The organism is Paracoccus pacificus (genome assembly GCF_042680785.1).
GTDB classification, from domain to species: Bacteria; Pseudomonadota; Alphaproteobacteria; order Rhodobacterales; family Rhodobacteraceae; genus Paracoccus; species Paracoccus pacificus.
In genome coordinates, this window is the sequence record NZ_JBHUEN010000013.1 from 129044 (window position 1) to 146604 (window position 17561).

Annotated in this window: 17 protein-coding genes and 1 CRISPR repeat array; of the genes, 9 read left to right on the forward strand and 8 right to left on the reverse strand. The window is 64.5% G+C overall.

Annotated elements, in window-relative coordinates; all coding sequences use genetic code 11:
• Positions 1-29: 29 nt before the first annotated feature.
• Positions 30-653: a CRISPR direct-repeat array (repeat unit 32 nt; unit sequence GTCGCCCCCTCCACGGGGGCGTGGATCGAAAC).
• A 357-nt stretch (positions 654-1010) separates the two neighbouring features.
• Positions 1011-1898, forward strand: coding sequence for a DUF2189 domain-containing protein (locus ACFSCT_RS05100; RefSeq protein WP_379140653.1), 888 nt, complete (start codon positions 1011-1013; stop codon positions 1896-1898).
• Here ACFSCT_RS05100 and ACFSCT_RS05105 read toward each other — a convergent pair.
• From ACFSCT_RS05105 to ACFSCT_RS05125, 5 genes are all read right to left on the reverse strand, one after another.
• Entirely contained in the window at positions 1895-3295 is a 1401-nt protein-coding gene (locus ACFSCT_RS05105; RefSeq protein ID WP_379140654.1) for an SAF domain-containing protein, read from the reverse strand. The two genes, ACFSCT_RS05100 and ACFSCT_RS05105, sit on opposite strands and share 4 nt — an antisense overlap.
• 10 nt (positions 3296-3305) lie before the next feature.
• Complete coding sequence (locus ACFSCT_RS05110; RefSeq protein ID WP_379140655.1) at positions 3306-4811, reverse strand: tripartite tricarboxylate transporter permease; 1506 nt, start codon at positions 4809-4811, stop codon at positions 3306-3308.
• Between the two features lie 18 nt (positions 4812-4829).
• Complete coding sequence (locus ACFSCT_RS05115; protein WP_379140656.1) at positions 4830-5342, reverse strand: tripartite tricarboxylate transporter TctB family protein; 513 nt, start codon at positions 5340-5342, stop codon at positions 4830-4832.
• Positions 5343-5417: 75 nt separating this feature from the next.
• Complete coding sequence (locus tag ACFSCT_RS05120) at positions 5418-6410, reverse strand: Bug family tripartite tricarboxylate transporter substrate binding protein (protein WP_379140658.1); 993 nt, start codon at positions 6408-6410, stop codon at positions 5418-5420.
• 56 nt (positions 6411-6466) lie between these two features.
• Positions 6467-7519: a 4-hydroxythreonine-4-phosphate dehydrogenase PdxA gene (locus ACFSCT_RS05125; protein WP_379140660.1), complete on the reverse strand. Its 1053-nt coding sequence runs from the start codon at positions 7517-7519 to the stop codon at positions 6467-6469.
• A 309-nt stretch (positions 7520-7828) separates the two neighbouring features.
• Between ACFSCT_RS05125 and ACFSCT_RS05130 the strand changes: the two genes are divergently transcribed.
• Positions 7829-8521 carry a GntR family transcriptional regulator gene (locus tag ACFSCT_RS05130; protein ID WP_379140661.1) on the forward strand — a complete coding sequence of 231 codons (693 nt, stop codon included), beginning with the start codon at positions 7829-7831 and terminating at the stop codon, positions 8519-8521.
• 103 nt (positions 8522-8624) lie between these two features.
• Here ACFSCT_RS05130 and ACFSCT_RS05135 read toward each other — a convergent pair whose 3' ends face one another.
• Together ACFSCT_RS05135 and ACFSCT_RS05140 are read right to left on the reverse strand one after the other, a co-directional pair.
• The gene (locus tag ACFSCT_RS05135; protein ID WP_379140662.1) at positions 8625-9284 is read right to left on the reverse strand and encodes an RraA family protein; all 660 of its coding nucleotides are present in this window, start codon (positions 9282-9284) and stop codon (positions 8625-8627) included.
• A complete protein-coding gene (locus ACFSCT_RS05140; RefSeq protein WP_379140663.1) occupies positions 9277-10029 on the reverse strand; it encodes a FadR/GntR family transcriptional regulator in 753 nt (250 codons plus the stop codon). The genes ACFSCT_RS05135 and ACFSCT_RS05140 overlap by 8 nt, the downstream gene beginning before the upstream one ends.
• Before the next feature lie 190 nt (positions 10030-10219).
• Here ACFSCT_RS05140 and ACFSCT_RS05145 point away from each other — a divergent pair, with 190 nt between their 5' ends.
• The 7 genes from ACFSCT_RS05145 (at position 10220) to gluQRS (ending at position 17154) form a co-directional block, all read left to right on the forward strand.
• Positions 10220-11203 (forward strand): tripartite tricarboxylate transporter substrate binding protein, encoded by a 984-nt coding sequence (locus ACFSCT_RS05145; protein ID WP_379140665.1) that lies wholly within the window; start codon positions 10220-10222, stop codon positions 11201-11203.
• Between the two features lie 13 nt (positions 11204-11216).
• Positions 11217-11681 carry a tripartite tricarboxylate transporter TctB family protein gene (locus ACFSCT_RS05150; protein WP_379140668.1) on the forward strand — a complete coding sequence of 155 codons (465 nt, stop codon included), beginning with the start codon at positions 11217-11219 and terminating at the stop codon, positions 11679-11681.
• Positions 11681-13231 carry a tripartite tricarboxylate transporter permease gene (locus ACFSCT_RS05155; RefSeq protein WP_379140669.1) on the forward strand — a complete coding sequence of 517 codons (1551 nt, stop codon included), beginning with the start codon at positions 11681-11683 and terminating at the stop codon, positions 13229-13231. Before ACFSCT_RS05150 ends, ACFSCT_RS05155 begins: the two co-directional genes overlap by 1 nt.
• Positions 13228-14046 carry an SDR family oxidoreductase gene (locus ACFSCT_RS05160; protein ID WP_379140671.1) on the forward strand — a complete coding sequence of 273 codons (819 nt, stop codon included), beginning with the start codon at positions 13228-13230 and terminating at the stop codon, positions 14044-14046. The genes ACFSCT_RS05155 and ACFSCT_RS05160 overlap by 4 nt, the downstream gene beginning before the upstream one ends.
• 165 nt (positions 14047-14211) lie before the next feature.
• Complete coding sequence (locus ACFSCT_RS05165) at positions 14212-14859, forward strand: 50S ribosomal protein L25/general stress protein Ctc (protein ID WP_379140672.1); 648 nt, start codon at positions 14212-14214, stop codon at positions 14857-14859.
• Positions 14860-14950: 91 nt separating this feature from the next.
• Entirely contained in the window at positions 14951-16303 is a 1353-nt protein-coding gene (gene trmFO, locus ACFSCT_RS05170) for a methylenetetrahydrofolate--tRNA-(uracil(54)-C(5))-methyltransferase (FADH(2)-oxidizing) TrmFO (protein ID WP_379140675.1), read from the forward strand.
• Positions 16288-17154, forward strand: coding sequence for a tRNA glutamyl-Q(34) synthetase GluQRS (gene gluQRS, locus ACFSCT_RS05175; protein WP_379140677.1), 867 nt, complete (start codon positions 16288-16290; stop codon positions 17152-17154). The genes trmFO and gluQRS overlap by 16 nt, the downstream gene beginning before the upstream one ends.
• Here the strand turns inward: gluQRS and hisI are convergent.
• On the reverse strand, positions 17133-17507 hold the full coding sequence (hisI, locus tag ACFSCT_RS05180) for a phosphoribosyl-AMP cyclohydrolase (protein ID WP_379140679.1): 375 nt from the start codon (positions 17505-17507) through the stop codon (positions 17133-17135). The two genes, gluQRS and hisI, sit on opposite strands and share 22 nt — an antisense overlap.
• Between the last annotated feature and the right edge of the window lie 54 nt (positions 17508-17561).

Sequence of the window (17561 nt, forward strand, 5' to 3'; positions counted from 1 at the left end):
GGCGACAACAACGCGATATAAAACAGGCCGTCGCCCCCTCCACGGGGGCGTGGATCGAAACTGATCTGTTATAGCTTCATCGCGGCGGGACCGAGTCGCCCCCTCCACGGGGGCGTGGATCGAAACTGCAATTTCATCCGCCCACCACGCCTCGATATCCGTCGCCCCCTCCACGGGGGCGTGGATCGAAACAGCAGGTCCGCGACGCCTTCGGTCGCTTTCCAGCGTCGCCCCCTCCACGGGGGCGTGGATCGAAACTGGATCGACAACCGCGAAAACGGTGCTCACCCCAGTCGCCCCCTCCACGGGGGCGTGGATCGAAACGCGAACGATGACTTCCTTGCCGGTTTCGGGGTCGTCGCCCCCTCCACGGGGGCGTGGATCGAAACCGCTTCCCGCTGTATGGGGTTTTTCGGAGTCCGGTCGCCCCCTCCACGGGGGCGTGGATCGAAACTCGATCAGGACCGCGCGCCGGCCCTCGGCGTGAGGTCGCCCCCTCCACGGGGGCGTGGATCGAAACGGCACATTGGCCGAAATCCAGTCATCGCACATGCGGTCGCCCCCTCCACGGGGGCGTGGATCGAAACCAGTGGTCCCTGAATGCGTCGTTTTCGGCGCAGAGTCGCCCCCTCCACGGGGGCGTGGATCGAAACAGGTCGAGACCAACGCGGATTGCAATCGCAGCAAGTCGCCCCCTCCACGGGGCGTGGATCGAAACCCCGACAGCAGATTCTGAAACGCCACCAACTGCGGCGTCGCTCCCTCCACGGGCGCGTGGATCAAAACCGTGCCATCATGACGTCGTCGGCCGCCCCGCCCTTCGCCCCCACCCGCCGCAAACCAAACCGCAATCCCCCCGACCCCCACGAATCCGGGCGTGCAACCTCCGGCCGTTTCTGCTAAACTTCACGGCGAGGACGGTTTGGCCCGGTGCGTTTGCGGGCGAAGGCCGGGTGCTCCGGTTGACGCCTCGCGCGGCTTTGGGCCCTTCTGAAAGGGAGGATTAAGCCATGCCCCAGAAGCCAATCGGAAATCCGCTAAGCTGGAGCGCGCAGAGCCTTGCCGGAATTGGGCGCGGCGTCGGCGCGGCGGTCGACGGGATCGGCAGTCATGAGATGGCCCGGCCCCAGATCAACCGGATCGGCATCGCCGACATCCGCGCAGCGCTGCGTGCGGGCGCCGAGGATTTCGCCGCGCTGCGATCGGACGTGATCACGGCGGTGGTGCTTTACCCGATCATCGGGTTCATTCTTGCGGTCTGGGCGTTCAACGCCGGGCAGATCCACCTGCTGTTCCCCCTCGCGGCCGGTTTTCCGCTGGTCGGTCCGGTCGCGGCGATCGGCCTTTACGAAATGAGCCGGCGGCGCGAGCTGGGCGAGCCGGCCGACTGGCGCGCGGCGCTCGGCACGCTGCGGGGCCGGGTGCTGGGACCGGTGATCATGCTGGGCCTGCTGCTGATGGCGATTTTCGCCGTCTGGATCTTCGCCGCGCATGCGATCTGGGCCGCAACCCTTGGCCCCGAGCCCTATACCGGCCTTGGCGCGTTTCTGCGCGCGACCTTCACCACCGGCCCGGGCTGGGCGATGATCATCATCGGGACCGGCGTGGGCTTTGTCCTTGCGGCGGTGGTGCTGTGCATCAGCCTCGTGTCGTTTCCGATGCTGATCGACCGGCCGGTCGGCGTGCCGGTGGCGCTGGCGACCTCGATCGCCGTGGCGCGCCGCAACCCGGGCACGACGGCGCTTTGGGGGCTGGTCGTTGCCGCCGCGCTGGTGCTGGGCACGATCCCGTTCTTTGTCGGGTTGATCGTGGTCCTGCCGATACTCGGCCATGCGACATGGCACCTGTATCGCCGCGCCGTCAGCTATCCCGACCGCGCGGCGCGGCCAACGTCCTAGCGCCCCCAATCGCCCGGCGGGACGGCATCCTGCGCCCGCCGCAGGCGCAAAAGCTCGGAGGTTTCGTCCAGTTCGACATCGGCGCAGCGGATCGGCTGCCCGGCGCGCAGGTCGCGGATCAACCGGCGGTTCGCGGCGAGATAGTAGGGGATCGGTGCGTCATCGGCCAAAGCCGCGGCCGGGGTCATCCGGGCCGAAACATCGGCGATGGTGTGGTGATGCCCCGCCGCCGTCAGGATCGTCCCGGCGGCCAGATCGGCGTCGGCATGGGCGGTCAGGTCGATGACCGGGCGCGGGTTGGTGCCACCCGATGACAGGCCAAGAAGCGCTGCCTCGAACACCGTCGTCGCGGCCTCGAGCCCAAGCAGGTGGCGCGGCAGACCGATCATCGCGGTGCGGCCGTTCGCAGCCACCACATGGCCCTTTTCCCGCAGCATCTGCCAGCTTTCGTCATCCTTGCAGGCGACGGTCACGAAAACCCCGCCGGCAAAACTCGGCTCGCCCGGCAGGCGCAGACAGTGAAACACGTCCAGACAGCCCTTGGACGACAAAAGCCCGCCATCGGTCTTGAGCGCCATGAAATCGGCGACCTCGGGGATCCGGGCGATGGGGGCGTGCAGATCGGCGCGGTCGGGCCGCATGCCAAGGGCGTTGGCGACGACGGTCATCTCGCACAGGTCGGGGACGGCGCGTTGCGGCAGGACGCCGGCCAGCCGCCCCCGGGCATCCGCGACCACCGGCCACGGCCGGCCGCCCGCGTCCAGCCAATCGGCAAAGCCCGGCACGGCGACCGTGCGGCCGTTGCTGGTGATGCTGTCGGTGGCGGGATCAAAGACGAAATCGTACTCGCTGGATTTTCCGGCGGCAATGATTTCAAGCCCGACCACATCGGCCCATGTGGCAAGCCCGATCAGCAGGCTTGGCTGATCGCCGTCGATGGGGGTGACCACCCTGCCCTTTGCCGCCGCCAGCCGCGACAGGATCGGGCCGACCACGCTGTCGGTTTCCTTGGTGACCATGACCACATGCATGCCGGCCTCGATCGCGATGCGGGCATGGCGGGCGCCGGCCTCGGGGTTGCCGGTGGCCTCAAGCACCACTTCGACCGGCATTTCGGCCAGAAGCGCGGGTTCCGTGGCGGCGATGGCGTGGCCGGCCGCCCATGCCGCGCGGACCGAGGCCGCATCGCGGCATTCGGCGATACCGGCGCGATCGTGGCCGGTCGCGGCCAACGCGTCGGCGGCCACGGACAGTTCGCGGTCAAACGCCACCCGGCAACGCAGCCCGCGGATGTGACGCGCCTGCGATAGAAAGCTGCGGCCAAACCCGCCCGAGCCGATGACGGCGCAATCGACGGTGCGGGTCTCGCGCCCCGCGAAATAGCGCAGATGGTTCATGATTGCCCCCTTATTCCACCGGCGGACGGCGGCGCAACCGGCTGCCGAATTGCAGCAAACGCGGCAGGATCAGCAGCGCCAGACCCAACCCCATGATCGTGCTGACCAGCGCGTTCGAGAAGAACACCGACAGCGAGCCATCCGACAGGATCATCGACTGGAAAAAGGCGTTCTCGGCCTTGTGGCCAAGCACCATCGACAGAACCAGTGGCGCCAACGGATAGTCGAGCCGCGCGAACAGGTAACCGACAAGTCCGAAGATCAGCACCAGCCAAAGATCAAAGCTGGCGTTCGACACGGTATAGCCGCCGACAAAGCAGATCGCGACGATCATTGGGCCGATGATGGAAAACGGTATCCGCAACAGCGCCGCGAACATCGGCACCGTCATCAGCACAAGGATGACCCCGACCACGTTCGAGATATACATGCTGGCGATCAGACCCCAGACGAAATCGGGCTTTGTCGCGAACAGCATCGGCCCCGGGGTCAGGCCCCAGATCATCAGCCCGCCCATCATCACCGTCGCGGTGGCCGACGACGGCACGCCAAGCGCCAGCATCGGCAGCATCGCGCAGGTGCCCGCACTGTGGTCGGCGGTTTCGGGCGCGATGATTCCTTCGGGGCGCCCGGTGCCGAAGGGGGCGCCCTTGCGCGACGCCTGCCGCGCGATCCCATAGCTCATGAACGAGGCCGCCGTGGGGCCGCCGGGCGTGATCCCCATCCAGACCCCGATCGCCCCCGAGCGCAGCGTCGTCGCCCAATAGCGCGGCAGCTCGGCCATGGTTTTCAGCACGTCGCGCAGGTCGATGCGCGAGGATACGCCACGGAAACGCAAGCCCTCCTGCACCGTGGCCAGCAATTCGCCGATGCCGAAAAGGCCGATCACCACGACCAGAAAGCTGATCCCGCCCAGAAGCTCGGAAAAGCCATAGGTCAGGCGGATCTCGCCGGTGACGTTGTCCATGCCGACCGAGGCGAGCAGCAGCCCGACGGTCAGCGAGACGATGGTCTTGACCGGCGCGGCGCTGCCCATGCCGATGAAGGCGGCGAAGGCGAGGAAATAGACCGCGAAATATTCGGGCGCGCCGAAGCGCAGGGCAAAGTTCGAGGCCCAGCCGGCCAGCAGCGTAATCACGATGACGCCCAAAAGCGCCCCGGTCCCCGCCGACATGAAGGCAAGCGTCAGCGCCCGCGTCGACTGCCCCGATTTCGCCATCGGATAGCCGTCGAATGTCGTCGCGACCGAGCTTGGTTCGCCCGGGATATTGAACAGGATCGAGGTGGTCGATCCGCCGAACAGCGCGCCCCAATACATCGAGGACAGCAGGATGATGGCCGATGTCGGGTCAAGCGTGAAGGTCAGCGGGATCAGCAGCGAGACGCCGTTCGGCGCGCCAAGGCCCGGCAATACGCCGACGATCAGCCCAAGCAGCACCCCCGCCACCATCAGCATCAGATGCATCGGCGTGATGGCGATGCCGAAACCCTGCATCAAAAGATCGAAATTGCCCAAAACGCGGCCCCTTCCTAATCAGTAGATGCCCAGCAGCGGCTCGATCGGACCTTTCAGCAGCGGCATCAGGAAGATGACCTCGAAGATCACGTAAAGCGCCACGGAAAAGCCGACACCCAGCGCCAGCGCGAGATAGGGGCGATAGCCGCCCTGCCGCCACGCACTCCAGGCGATATAGCCGGCCGAGCCGACATAGATGCCCAGAAAAAGCGTGGCGATGACAAAGATCAGCATCGTCACCAGAAAGCGGCTGAGACGCCCCAGACGCTCGCGGTCCAGAAACGGTTCCTCGAAGTCATCGGCGGTATCGGATGCCGCGCGGGATGCACGATGTTTCAGAAAGGCCGCGCCGATATTCCACAGGCTGGCGGCGATCAGGATCAGGCCGACATAGAACGGGAAATAGCCCGATTGCGGGCCGCTTGGCGTCCAGCCATAGCCAAGCTCCATCGCGCCGAACACGGCCAGAAGACCCAAGGCCGCGGTGCCGACCGAAGTCGCCAGCTCGGCGTGAAATCGTGTGACGGCCATTGCCCCCCTCTCCTCCTTGTCTCGTCGATGCAGATCGGGCCCGGGGAACATGACGCCGCGGGCCCGGATCCTTGCTTACTCGGCGCTCCAGCCCTGCGCCTTGAAGACTTCGACGGTTTTCGTCTCGCCGTCGTCGATGAACTTCTTCAGCTCATCGCCGGTCAGGAAAGCGGCGCTTTGCGAGGTCTTGGCCAGATAATCCTTCCACTCGGCCGAGTCGCTGACCTTTTTCAGCATGTCCTGATAGAAGGTGACGGCATCGGCCGGAACATCGGCCGGAACCCAGACCGTGCGCGGCATCTTGTAGCTGTCGATGTCCAGACCCTGTTCCTTGCAGGTCGGGATGTCCTGCCAGCCCTTGCCGTCATAGACGGGGTCGCTCGCCGCCATACGTTCGGTCGAAAAAACGCACAGCGGACGGACCGCGCCGGCCTGCCACTGGCCAAGGTTTTCGTTCGGGTTGTTGACATTGGCGGCGACGTGCCCGCCGGCAAGCTGCACGCCGACCTCGCCGCCGCCGTTGAACGGCACATATTTGAAATCGGCGCCCGAGACCTGCTCGATCAGCGCGACCAGCGTCTCGTCGGTGTCCTTGGACTGGCTGCCGCCAAAGGCGATCGTGCCCGGCGCGGCCTTGGCGGCCTCGATCAGATCGCCGGCGGTCTGATAGGGCGAGTCGCTTTTCACCCAGATCAGGAATTCGTCCATCGCAAGTGCTGCGACCGGCTGAAGATCCTCTTTGCTATAGGCGAGCTTGGCCACATACGGCAGCAGGTAGACGTTGTTGGTGCCGAAAATTACCTTGTTCGGGTCACCCTTGTTCTGTTTGGCGTAAAGAAACGCCTCGGCGCCCGAACCCGCACCCTTGTTCAGCACAACCATCGGCACCGGCATGGCGCCGTCCTTGGTCAGGATGGCCTGAATCGTGCGGGTGAAATTGTCGGTGCCACCGCCGGGACCGGATGCCACGACGAATTCCACCGGGCGGTCGGGCACCCATTGCGCCGCCGCCGGCAGCGCCGTCAACAGTGCCGCCGCAGCGATCACACCGGTCGTCAGGTATTTCATGGTCTTCCTCCTCCACATGTTTGGCCGCAAGCGGCCGCTGTCGTCCTCCGCCGCGCTTACGCCTTTCCGCCGACGGGTTCGGTTGCCCATCCCGGCTTCAGCGCCCGCGCGCCGCCGCCCGGAGGATTGAGTTTCGCCAGATCGGCACCCAGTTTCGCCGCCATCCGCGTCGCGCCCAGATCGGCCTTTCCCTGCCCGGCGATGTCAAAGGCCGAACCATGGGCCGGGGTGACGATCGGAAATCCATAGCCGGCGATCAGCGTCACGCCCCGGTCAAAGCCGATCAGCTTCATCGCGATCTGGCCCTGATCGTGATACATGGTCAGAACCGCGTCGAATTCGCCCCGCGTCGCGCGCACGAACACCGTGTCCGAGGGCACCGGGCCGGTCACGTTGAACCCCTCGGCCAGGGCCTTCTGGATAGCGGGGGCGATGATGTCATCGTCCTCATCGCCGAAATTCCGGCCGTCTCCGGCATGCGGGTTCAGCGCCGCGACGCCGATCCGGGGGGCCGGTTTGCCCGCGCCCTCCATCACCTCGACGGTCAGCCGGATGCTGCCCAGAATACGCTCCACGCTCAGCCGGTCGGAGACCTCGCGCAGCGGAATATGCGAGGTCACGCGCGCGTTCCAGACCTCATCCAGAACGTTGAATTCCCGCCCGCTGCGCGCCGCACCCAGTGTCGCGTCGATGAAACCGATCTCATCGACGTAATCCGGCCGGGCCAGACGCATGGCGTGTTTGTTGAAGGGGGTGAACATGGCGGCGTCGGCCAGTCCGGCCTGCGCCAGCCGCAGAACGGTCGCGAGGTTCTGCAACGAGGCCGCCCCGGCCACCACGCTGGATTCGCCAAGCCGCAAGTCGTCCGGCGCGCAGTTCTGCAGATCCAGCATGACCGGGCCGTCCGGTAGTTGCCCAACAGCCAGATCATCCGGCGCGATCACCGGAATATCCAGCGTGATCCCCGCGTGCTCCATGCCCATACGCAACACCCGCGCATCGCCGACGACGATCGGTTGATGGTCGCGCATCAGATCATCGGCAAGCAGTTTGGCAGCCAGTTCCGGCCCGATACCGGCAGCATCCCCGATCGCCAGTGCAATGCGCATGATCCTGTCCCCCCAGACCCTGAATCTTCGGCTGCATTCTGTACACAGTATTTTTTCTACGTCTAGAAGTTTCTGTTGATCGCATCTTGAAATCAGCCGATCGTAGCCCGCTTTCGTAACAATGGCGGGACGAACGTCGGGCGCCCCGGCCCCGTGCTGGAGGTCGGCACGGACAGGGGAAATGCCGCTTGCACATGACCGGCATGTACGCTTTGCTGGCTATTGGTTTGATTATACAGTATTCAGAATACAGGCGGTATTCGAGGCACGGGAAGCCACCTGTCGCCCGTCACCGCGAAGGAGGCCGAAGTGAGCACAGCCACACTCGGGGAACCCGCCCCGCTGGACCCCCAGCCCCGGATCGCGCGGCATTCGCTGCATGACGCCATCGTGATCGCATTGCGCGATATGATCATCAAGGGCGACCTGCCCCCGGGCACGCGAATCAACGAAGGCCAGATCGGCGCCCAGCTCGGCGTGTCGCGCACGCCGCTGCGCGAGGCGATCAAGTTCGTCGCCAGTGAAGGCCTGATCGAGCTTGTGCCAAGCCGTGGCGCCATCGTGAAGAAATTCACCGCCAAGGAAGTGCGCGACACCATGTATGTACTGCGCCGGTTGGAGCAGATGGCGGCGGTGCAGGCCTGCGCCATCGCCAGCGACGAAGGCATCGCCCGGATCCGCACGCTTCATGACCGGATGATCGACCGCTATCGGCACGGCGACCGGCTGGCCTATTACAAGCTCAATCAGGATATCCATACGGCCACGGTCGCGCTTGCCGACAACGCGGCGCTGTCCGATGTCCATGCGCTGCTGCAGACCCGGCTGAAACGGATCCGCTTCGTCGGCCATGAGGGACCCGAGAAATGGGCCAATGCAGTGGCCGAGCACGAACAGATGATGGCGGCGTTCGAGGCGCGGGACGCCGAAAAGCTTGCGGAAGTAATCGGCCGGCATCTCGATCAGGCGTGGGAGCGGGTCAAGGACTCGCTGCCCGACTGACGTCCCCGGGGCGACACACGCGGGCCTCCGATCCACCTGGCGGTGAAAAAACCGCCGACCCGATCAACGGCCGGCGGTTTCAGCAGGATCCGCGAAAGCCGGCTCAGACCGGCCAAACCGCCTGCAATTTCTCGCCGGCAAGGATGCGGTCGCGGGCAACGCCCTCACTCGCGCCAAGGGCATCGGCCTGATCGGCGACGGCGCGCAGATGCTGTTTCGGAATACAGACCACGCCGTCGATATCGCCGAAGATGATGTCGCCGGGATGAATCGTGACACGGCCGATGGTCACCGGCACCTGCGCCGCCACCGGCTCCTTCTTCCCGGTCACGCCGACCGGACTTGGTTCGGTGCCGAACAGCGGATAGCCAAGCGCGCGGACCTGCGCCAGATCGCGCACCGTGCCGTTGACGACAGTGGCGGCAGCGCCGCGGGTCTTTGCGCCGGTGCTCATCAACTCGCCCGAACATGATCCCGCCGCGCAGGACGCCTCGCATACCAGAATGCCACCCTTGGGCGTGTTGTCGATGGCGTTGTGATAGATATCCTGCGGCTCGCCCTTGCGATCCGAGGGGCCGAATTGCACCGTGACCGCCGGTCCGCAGACGACACGACCCGCATCCAGCGCGCCGAACAAACGGATCCCGTCCAGATACCCCCAGAGACCAAGCGCCTCCATGCTGTCGTGAATATCGCCGGAATACCATTTCGACAAGCGCCCGATGGCATCCCAGTCGGTGTCCGAATAGTCGAAGTCAGCCATCCCGTTTCTCCTCTGTCCGGGTTTTTTCGATGGCGATGCGCAGCCGCGTCGCGCTGTGGTCGATCTGGGCGCGGACCAGTGTCACGGCGCCGGCGCCATCGCGATTGCGGACGCGGTCATAGATTTCGGCGTGCTCGTCATATGCATCCTCAAGCGACTTGCTCAGCACGCGGCTGCTAAGCTGGATGACCTCGTTGATCAGGGCGGCGAAATTGTCGTACATGATCGACAGAATGCGGTTGCCGGCGGAATGGACCAGCGCCAGATGGAATGCCGCGTCGGCATTGACGAACCCCGGAAAATCGGCAGCGTCCCGGGCCTTACGCATGGCAACCAGCGCCTCGGTCACCGGTGCGGCGATCGGATCCGGGCGACCGCAAAGCATGCCCAAGACCTCGGTCTCGATCATCCGCCGGGCCGCCATGAGTTCTTCAAGATAAGACTGATCGGACGACAGGCGCTGACGCACCGAGACGGCCAGCGTATCCAGAAATTCGCCGACATCCTGCCGCACGACCGTGGTCGGCGCCCCATGCCGGCGCGCAACCAGCCCCTTGGTCACCAGCGTCTGGATCGCCTCGCGTACCGCACGGGTGGAGACGCCGAATTCCCTGGCGATGGCGCTTTCGGAATCTAGCTTGTCGCCGACCTGCAGATCGCCACCCAGAATCCGTTCCTCGAGCCGAGCCGAGACGGTTTCGTGCAGCCGGTCACGCTGTCCGATTTGCGCGGCGGATGGCCTCATCTTTTCGACGTTCCCTGTCTGATCCGGCGCCGTTCTTTTGGACGCTTTTCCTTAACTGTCCCGACAAGCCCCACACACCCTGTTGACGGCCAGACGTCGGTTCGATTAGGTTACTTATGACATAAGTCATATGTCAAGTGCACATCGGGATGGGAACCGATGCGCGTTGAAACGCCAAGGGAGGGGATTCATGGCTTTCAAGGCATCTGAATTTGCACGTCGCGTCGTAAGCATGGCCGGAATCGCGGTCATGCTCAGCGCCGGCACGGCCCTGGCTGAATGGCCGGAAAAAGCGGTGACGATCATCGTGCCATGGGCCGCGGGAGGGGGCACCGACGCCACCGCGCGCGCCGTGGCTCAGGGGCTGGAAAAGCGGTTGGGCCAGCCATTCAACGTGGTGAACCGCACCGGCGGCGGCGGGCTGGTCGGCCACAGCGCCATCGTACAGGCCCAGCCCGACGGCTATACGCTGGGCGTGATCACCGTGGAATCGGCGATGTATCAGGCCCAGAACCTGCCCGGCGTGACACCCGACGATTTTACCTATTTGGGTCGTTTCAACGCCGACGCGGTAGCCGTGAACGTGCGCGCCGACGCACCCTACAAGGACGTCAAGGAACTGGTGGCGGCGGTCAAGGCCGATCCGGGGTCGATCTCGGCCTCGGGCGCGAACCGTGGCGGCCTGTCGCATCTGGCCTGGGTCGGACTTCTGACCAAGCTTGACATTCCGGCCGACCAGATCAACTGGGTGGCCTCGGACGGCGCTGCGCCGGCGCTTCAGCAACTCGCCGCGAATGCGATCAATGTCGTGACGACCTCCCCGGCCGAGGCGCGGCCGCTGGTCGACGCGGGCGAGGCGAAAACACTGGCCCTGATTTCGGGAGAGCGGAACAGCCTTTATCCCGACCTGCCGACAACCGACGAGATTTTCGGCATCCAGTGGTCGCCCCTGCCCTATCGCGGCCTGACCGGTCCCAAGGGCCTGCCGCCCGAGGTCGTCGAAAAGGTCAGCGCAACCCTGAAGGACATCACCGAGGACCCGGAGTTCAAGGATTTCATGGCCTCGCGCGGGTTCTCGGTCGCGTACCAGGACGGCCCGACCTTCGACAAGACGGTCCATGACGCAGCGGTCAGCCTTACCGAATCGATGAAAGCCGCCGGGCTGGCGCAGTAAGGGCGGCCGGGTCATGCAACTCAGCGACCGTTTGCTGGGGCCAGGGCTGGTGATCTTCGGCGTGGTGGTCATTTACGCGGCCGCCCGCCTGCCCTCGGTTCCCGGCGTCCGCTTCGGTGCGGACCTGATGCCGATCATCTGCGGCGGCGCGTTGATACTGTTCGGCGCCGCCATCACCAAGTCGGGTCTGCGTGAACACGGCCCTCTGATCTCGGTCGACGAGTGGGACGTGCCGATGCGCCAGCGCGTAGCCGCGCTTTGGTCCGTGCTGGGGCTGGTGGCCGGTATTTATCTGTTTCAGCCGCTAGGATTCCCGTTGTTCGGAATGATCTTCATGGCCGGGCTGATGTATCTGATGAATGCGCGGCCCCTGACGATCCTTGTGGTCGCGCCGGTCTTTGTGATCGGCCTGCATCTCGCCTTCACCCGGCTGATGTATGTCGACCTTCCCGCCGGCCCGCTTCAGGGAATCCTGTGATGAGCTTCGAGGTTCTGGGACAAGCCATCCTCGCGGTGCTTCAGGTCAAGGTACTGGTCGCCATCGTGTTAGGCGCGGGCTATGGGCTGTTCGTCGGCGCCCTGCCCGGCTTGACCGCAACCATGGCAACGGCGCTTTTGGTGCCGATCACCTTTTACATGGACCCGCTGCCGGCGGTCGCGCTGATTGTATCTTCTACCGCGATGGCAATCACCGCAGGCGACATTCCGGGCGCGCTCTTGCGTATTCCGGGCACGCCGGCCTCGGCCGCCTACACCGAAGAGGCCTATGCAATGACCCGGCGCGGCCGGGCAAGCGAGGTGCTTTCGCTCGGCTTCTTCTTTTCCGCGACCGGCGGGCTGATCGGCGCCGCGGTCCTGTTGCTGACCGGGCCGCTTCTGGCGCGGGTGTCGCTGAACTTCTCCAGCTTTGAATTCTTCTGGCTCGCCTGCCTGGGGCTGCTGACCTGCGCACTTGTCAGCACGACCGAGCCGGCCAAGGGCGGGGTCTCGCTGGTGCTGGGGCTGCTGGCGGCGACAGTTGGCCTTGACGTCACCACTGGCCAGCCGCGCTTTACCTTCGGTAGCACCGAACTGACCGGCGGGATCAGCTTTATCCCGGTCATGATCGGCATGTTCGCCATGTCCGAGATCCTGCGCGGTTTCTCGGCCAGCGCGGTGATCATGCCCAAGCCGCCCGAGGGCGAGATCTACCATCCGTTCCGGGGCATGTGGGCGTTGGTCCGGCGCTATCCTCTCAGCATCCTTCGCGGCACAGCGCTCGGCTCGGCGGTGGGGGCGCTTCCGGGCGTCGGCGGCGATCTGGCGGCGTGGATCGCCTATGGCATGAGCCGACGCTTTTCGAAAACCCCGGAGAAATTCGGCACCGGCCACCCCGAGGGCCTGATCGAGGCGACCTCGTCGAACAACGCCGGCCTGTCCAGCGCGTGGATCCCGGCGCTTGTCTTCGGCATTCCCGGCGATGCCGTCACAGCCATCGCGGTCGGGGTGCTTTATATCAAGGGGGTTTCGCCCGGACCGCGCCTGTTTGTGGAAAATCCGGTTATGCCGACCTCGATCATCATGAGCTTTTTCGTCGCGAACCTGCTGTTGTTCCCGCTTGGCTACCTGGCGATCAAGGCCTCGCGACATGTGCTGTCGGTGCCGCGTTCGGTCATCGTGCCGATGATCCTGATCTGCTGTTTCGTCGGTTCATACGCGGTCAACAACACGTTGTTCGGGGTCTGGACGATGCTGGTCGCCGGGCTGGTCGGCTATGTGATGGAGCGGAACAACTATCCCATCGCGCCGGTCATCCTTGGCCTCGTCCTTGGCCCGGTGCTGGAACGGAATTTCATCATGTCCATGCAGATTACCCATGGCAATCTGCTGGGTTTCTTCCAGCGTCCGGTGGCGGCCGGTCTTGGCATCGTGGTTTGCGGCATCATCCTCCTGACCCTTTACCGGGCGCTGCGTCACAAGCCCGACAGTCTGCCCGGCATCCTTGCCGAAGGCGACCGCACCTCAGCACAGAAAGGACCCAACGAATGACCGATGCATTTTCGGTGAAAGACCGCGTGGCCGTGGTCACCGGCGGTCTGGGCCAGCTTGGCACGCAGTTCACCAAGACCTTGGCCGGGGCTGGCGCCAAGGTCGCGATCTTCAGCCGCCGCCCGTTCGACGATGCCCGGATCGCTGAGAAATTTCCCGGCCTGTCCGACCGTATCCGGGTCTATGTGGCCAGCGTGCGCGACAAGGCGCAGCTTGAAGCCGCGACCGATCTGCTGGTCAGGGATTGGGGCGTGCCGCACATTCTTATCAACAACGCCGGTATCGACAGCAAGCCCGACGGGGACGCCGACCAGAACGCCCCGTTCGAGGTCTATCCCCAGAAATACTGGGACGAGGTGATCGACACCAACCTGACCGGTGTCATGCTGACTTCGCAGGTGATCGGCGCGAAGATGGCCGAGGCCGGTCGTGGTTCGATCATCATGGTGGGGTCGATGTACGGCATGGTCTCGCCCAATCAGGCGCTTTACGCCTATCGCGAGAAGCGGGACGGCAAGCCCTTCGTCAAAGCCATCGCCTATGCGGCGTCGAAATCGGGCCTGCTGAATATGACCCGTTATCTGGCAACCTATTGGGCGCAAAAAGGTGTGCGGGTGAACCTTGTCACCTTCGGCGGGGTGAAAACCGGCAGCTTCGACAAGGAATTCATCGACGCCTTTTTAGAACGGGTGCCGATGGGCCGGCAGGCCGAGATTGACGAATTCGGGCCCATCGTGCAGTTTCTCGGCTCGGATGCCTCAAGCTATATGACCGGGGCCAACCTTGTGCTGGACGGCGGATTTACCGCGTGGTGATCCGGCCGGGCGGTGGGGACCGCGACCGCTGGCGCCCCCCGGCAAAAAGGCTGATCCGGGCAATTTTCGCTTTTCATTTACGCGAACCGGCACTATAGGCACGGCCTTGGACCCGCCATTCACCCTTGGAGGAAGCGGTCCGTAACACAGTCAAAGGAATATATCATGGCCAAGAAGATCCCAGATCTCGAGGCCGAGGTTCGGACGGGGACAGGCAAGGGGGCCGCCCGTCAGGCTCGGCGCGAGGGCAAGGTGCCCGGCATCGTTTATGGTGACCACAAGGACGCCCTTCCCATCCAGCTCGACTTCAACAAGCTGCTGACCCGCCTGCGCGCCGGCCGCTTCATGTCGACGCTGTTCAACCTGAAAGTCGAAGGTCAGGACGACGTGCGCGTCATCTGCCGCGGCGTTCAGCGCGATGTGGTGAAGGACCTGCCGACGCATATCGACTTCATGCGTCTGCGCCGCACCAGCCGGGTGAACCTGTTCATCCACGTCGATTTCATCAACCACGAGGCATCACCGGGCCTGAAGCGCGGCGGCACGCTGGTCGTGGTCCGCCCCGAGGTCGAGCTGATGGTGACCGCGGGTGACATTCCCGATCACATCACCGTCGACCTGACCGGTCTGGAGATCGGCGACGGCATCCATATCAACGACGTGCAACTGCCCTCGGGCGCGAAACCCGTCATCGACCGCAACTTCGTCATCGCCAACGTGGCCGCGCCTTCGGGCCTGCGCGCGTCGGACAATGCCGAGGGCGATGAAGGCGCCGATGCGGACGCCGCGGAATCAGAGGCCGAAGAAGCCTGATCGGGCCAACGCCATCCGGCGTGCCCAACTGTGGCGGGACCTTACGGGTCCCGCCCTTTTAATTTGTACCGCTGATGACTAGGACAGGTGCATGGGCGAGGTTCTTCATATCGTTGGTGCGGGCATGGCGGGGTCCGAAGCCGCATGGCAGGCGGCCGAGGCCGGGGTGCCGGTAATTCTGCACGAAATGCGCCCGCAGGTCGGCACCTTCGCCCATCGCACCGGGCTTTGTGCGGAAATGGTCTGCTCGAACTCGTTCCGTTCGGACGATGACCGCAATAACGCCGTCGGGCAACTGCATTGGGAAATGCGCGCCGCCAACGGGCTTCTGATGCGCATGGCCGACCGCCACAAGCTGCCGGCCGGCGGCGCCTTGGCGGTGGACCGCGACGCCTTTGCCACCGATGTGACCGAAGTGCTGTCGGACCACCCGCTGATCACGATCGCGCCTGGCGAAATAACCGATCTGCCCGCCGACGGGCATTGGATCATCGCCACCGGCCCCTTGACCTCGGCCGCGCTTGGCCGGTCGATCCTTGGCCTGACCGGGGCCGAGGCGCTGGCCTTCTTCGACGCCATCGCCCCCATCGTCCATGCCGACACCATCGACATGGACATCGCCTGGCGCCAAAGCCGCTATGACAAGGGCGAGACCGAGGCCGAGCGCACCGCTTATATCAACTGCCCGATGACCCGCGACGAATACGAGGCGTTCATCGACGCGCTTCTGGCCGCCGAAAAGACCGAGTTCCACGCCGGCGAGGAATCTTCGGCCCCCGATCCCACGCCCTATTTCGATGGCTGTCTGCCGATCGAAGTCATGGCCGAGCGGGGCCGCGATACCCTGCGCTTCGGGCCGATGAAGCCGGTCGGGCTGACCAATATCCATCGCCCCGCCGACAAGCCCTATGCCGTGGTGCAACTGCGCCGCGACAATGCGCTTGGCACGCTGTATAATATCGTCGGCTTCCAGACCAAGATGAAATATGGCGCGCAAACCGATGTTTTCAAAATGATTCCCGGTTTGCAGAATGCCAGCTTCGCGCGGTTGGGCGGCATTCACCGGAACACGTTCCTGAACTCTCCCAGCCTGCTTGATGACCGTATGCGGCTGCGCGCGCGGCCGAACCTGCGCTTTGCCGGACAGGTAACCGGGGTCGAGGGGTATGTCGAAAGCGCGGCGATGGGGCTTTTGGCGGGGCGGATGGCGGCGGCCGGGATTCTGGGCCGCGACCTGCCCCCGCCGCCCGGCACCACCGCCATGGGCGCGCTGGTCCACCACATCACCGGCGGCGCCGACGCCCGCACCTTCCAGCCGATGAACGTGAATTTCGGGCTGTTCCCGCCGGTCGAGGCCAAGGGCGGCCGGCGCGGGCGCAAGGACCGCTATCCGGCCTATACCGACCGCGCCAAGGCGGATTTTCAGGCGTGGCTGGCGGCATAACCGATCAGGCGCCGGTCCGGACGCGCTTCGCGCCCTCGCCCACGGGTCTTTTGCATCTGGGACATGCGTTTTCCGCGCTGACCGCGCAGCATCTGGCCACGCCCGGGCAGTTCCTGCTGCGCATCGAGGACATCGACCGCACGCGCTGCCGGCCCGAATATGAGACCGCCATCTATGATGATCTGCACTGGCTGGGTCTGGACTGGCCGGTGCCGGTCATGCGGCAATCCGACCGGATGGGGGCCTATCGCGATGCGCTGGAACAGCTTGAAAAGCTGGGGGTGCTGTATCCCTGCCGCTGTCGTCGCGGCGACATCCGCGCGGCACTTTCGGCCCCGCAGGAAGGCGTCGAGGGGCCGGACGGCCTGATTTACCCCGGCACCTGCCGCAACCGCCCGATGTCCGCGGCCGGACCGGACGACGTTATCCGTCTGAACAGCGCCGCCGCGTTCGACAATCTGGGCATTGATGAAGTTTCCTTTACCGAAACTTCTGGTTCAGGTAACACTCCCAATACATTGACACAGAAGCAGTTTATGAATTCGGTTGGCGACGTGGCGCTGGCGCGTCGCGGCATGGGCACATCCTATCATCTGGCCGTCGCGGTGGACGACGCCGCACAAGACATCACCAAGGTCGTTCGTGGAAAAGATTTATTTGATTCCACATGGATACACGTTCTTCTTCAGAAACTACTGAAACTTCCTGCCCCGCTTTATCACCACCATGATCTGATCCGCGACGACAGCGGTAAGCGCCTTGCCAAACGTGACGACGCGCGGTCCTTGCGCCAGCTACGCGACGCGGGCGCGAGCGCTGACGGGATCCGTCATTCGCTGGGGATTTCCTGAACCGGGCGCATGATTTCGACCTCGGCATCATCCCGCACGGCGGTAAAGAAGCAGCTTCGCCGGTTGGTGTGACAGGCCGGGCCGGTCTGTTCGACCAGCAGCAGCAGCGTATCGCGGTCACAATCCACCCGCAATTCGACCAGCCGCTGAAGGTGGCCCGAGGATCCGCCCTTGGTCCAGAACGATTGTCTTGATCTAGACCAATAGGTTACAAGATTATCCTCAAGCGTTTTCTGAATGGATTCGCGGTTCATCCAGGCCATCATCAGGACTTCGCCCGTCACATGATCCTGGGCGATCGCCGGGATCAGCCCCCGGTCGTCATAGCGGAGATTGGCGGGATCGAATTGCATGTCTTTCCTTCCGGGCATCCGGTGCCTATCTAAGGGCATATCGAAAGGATTGAA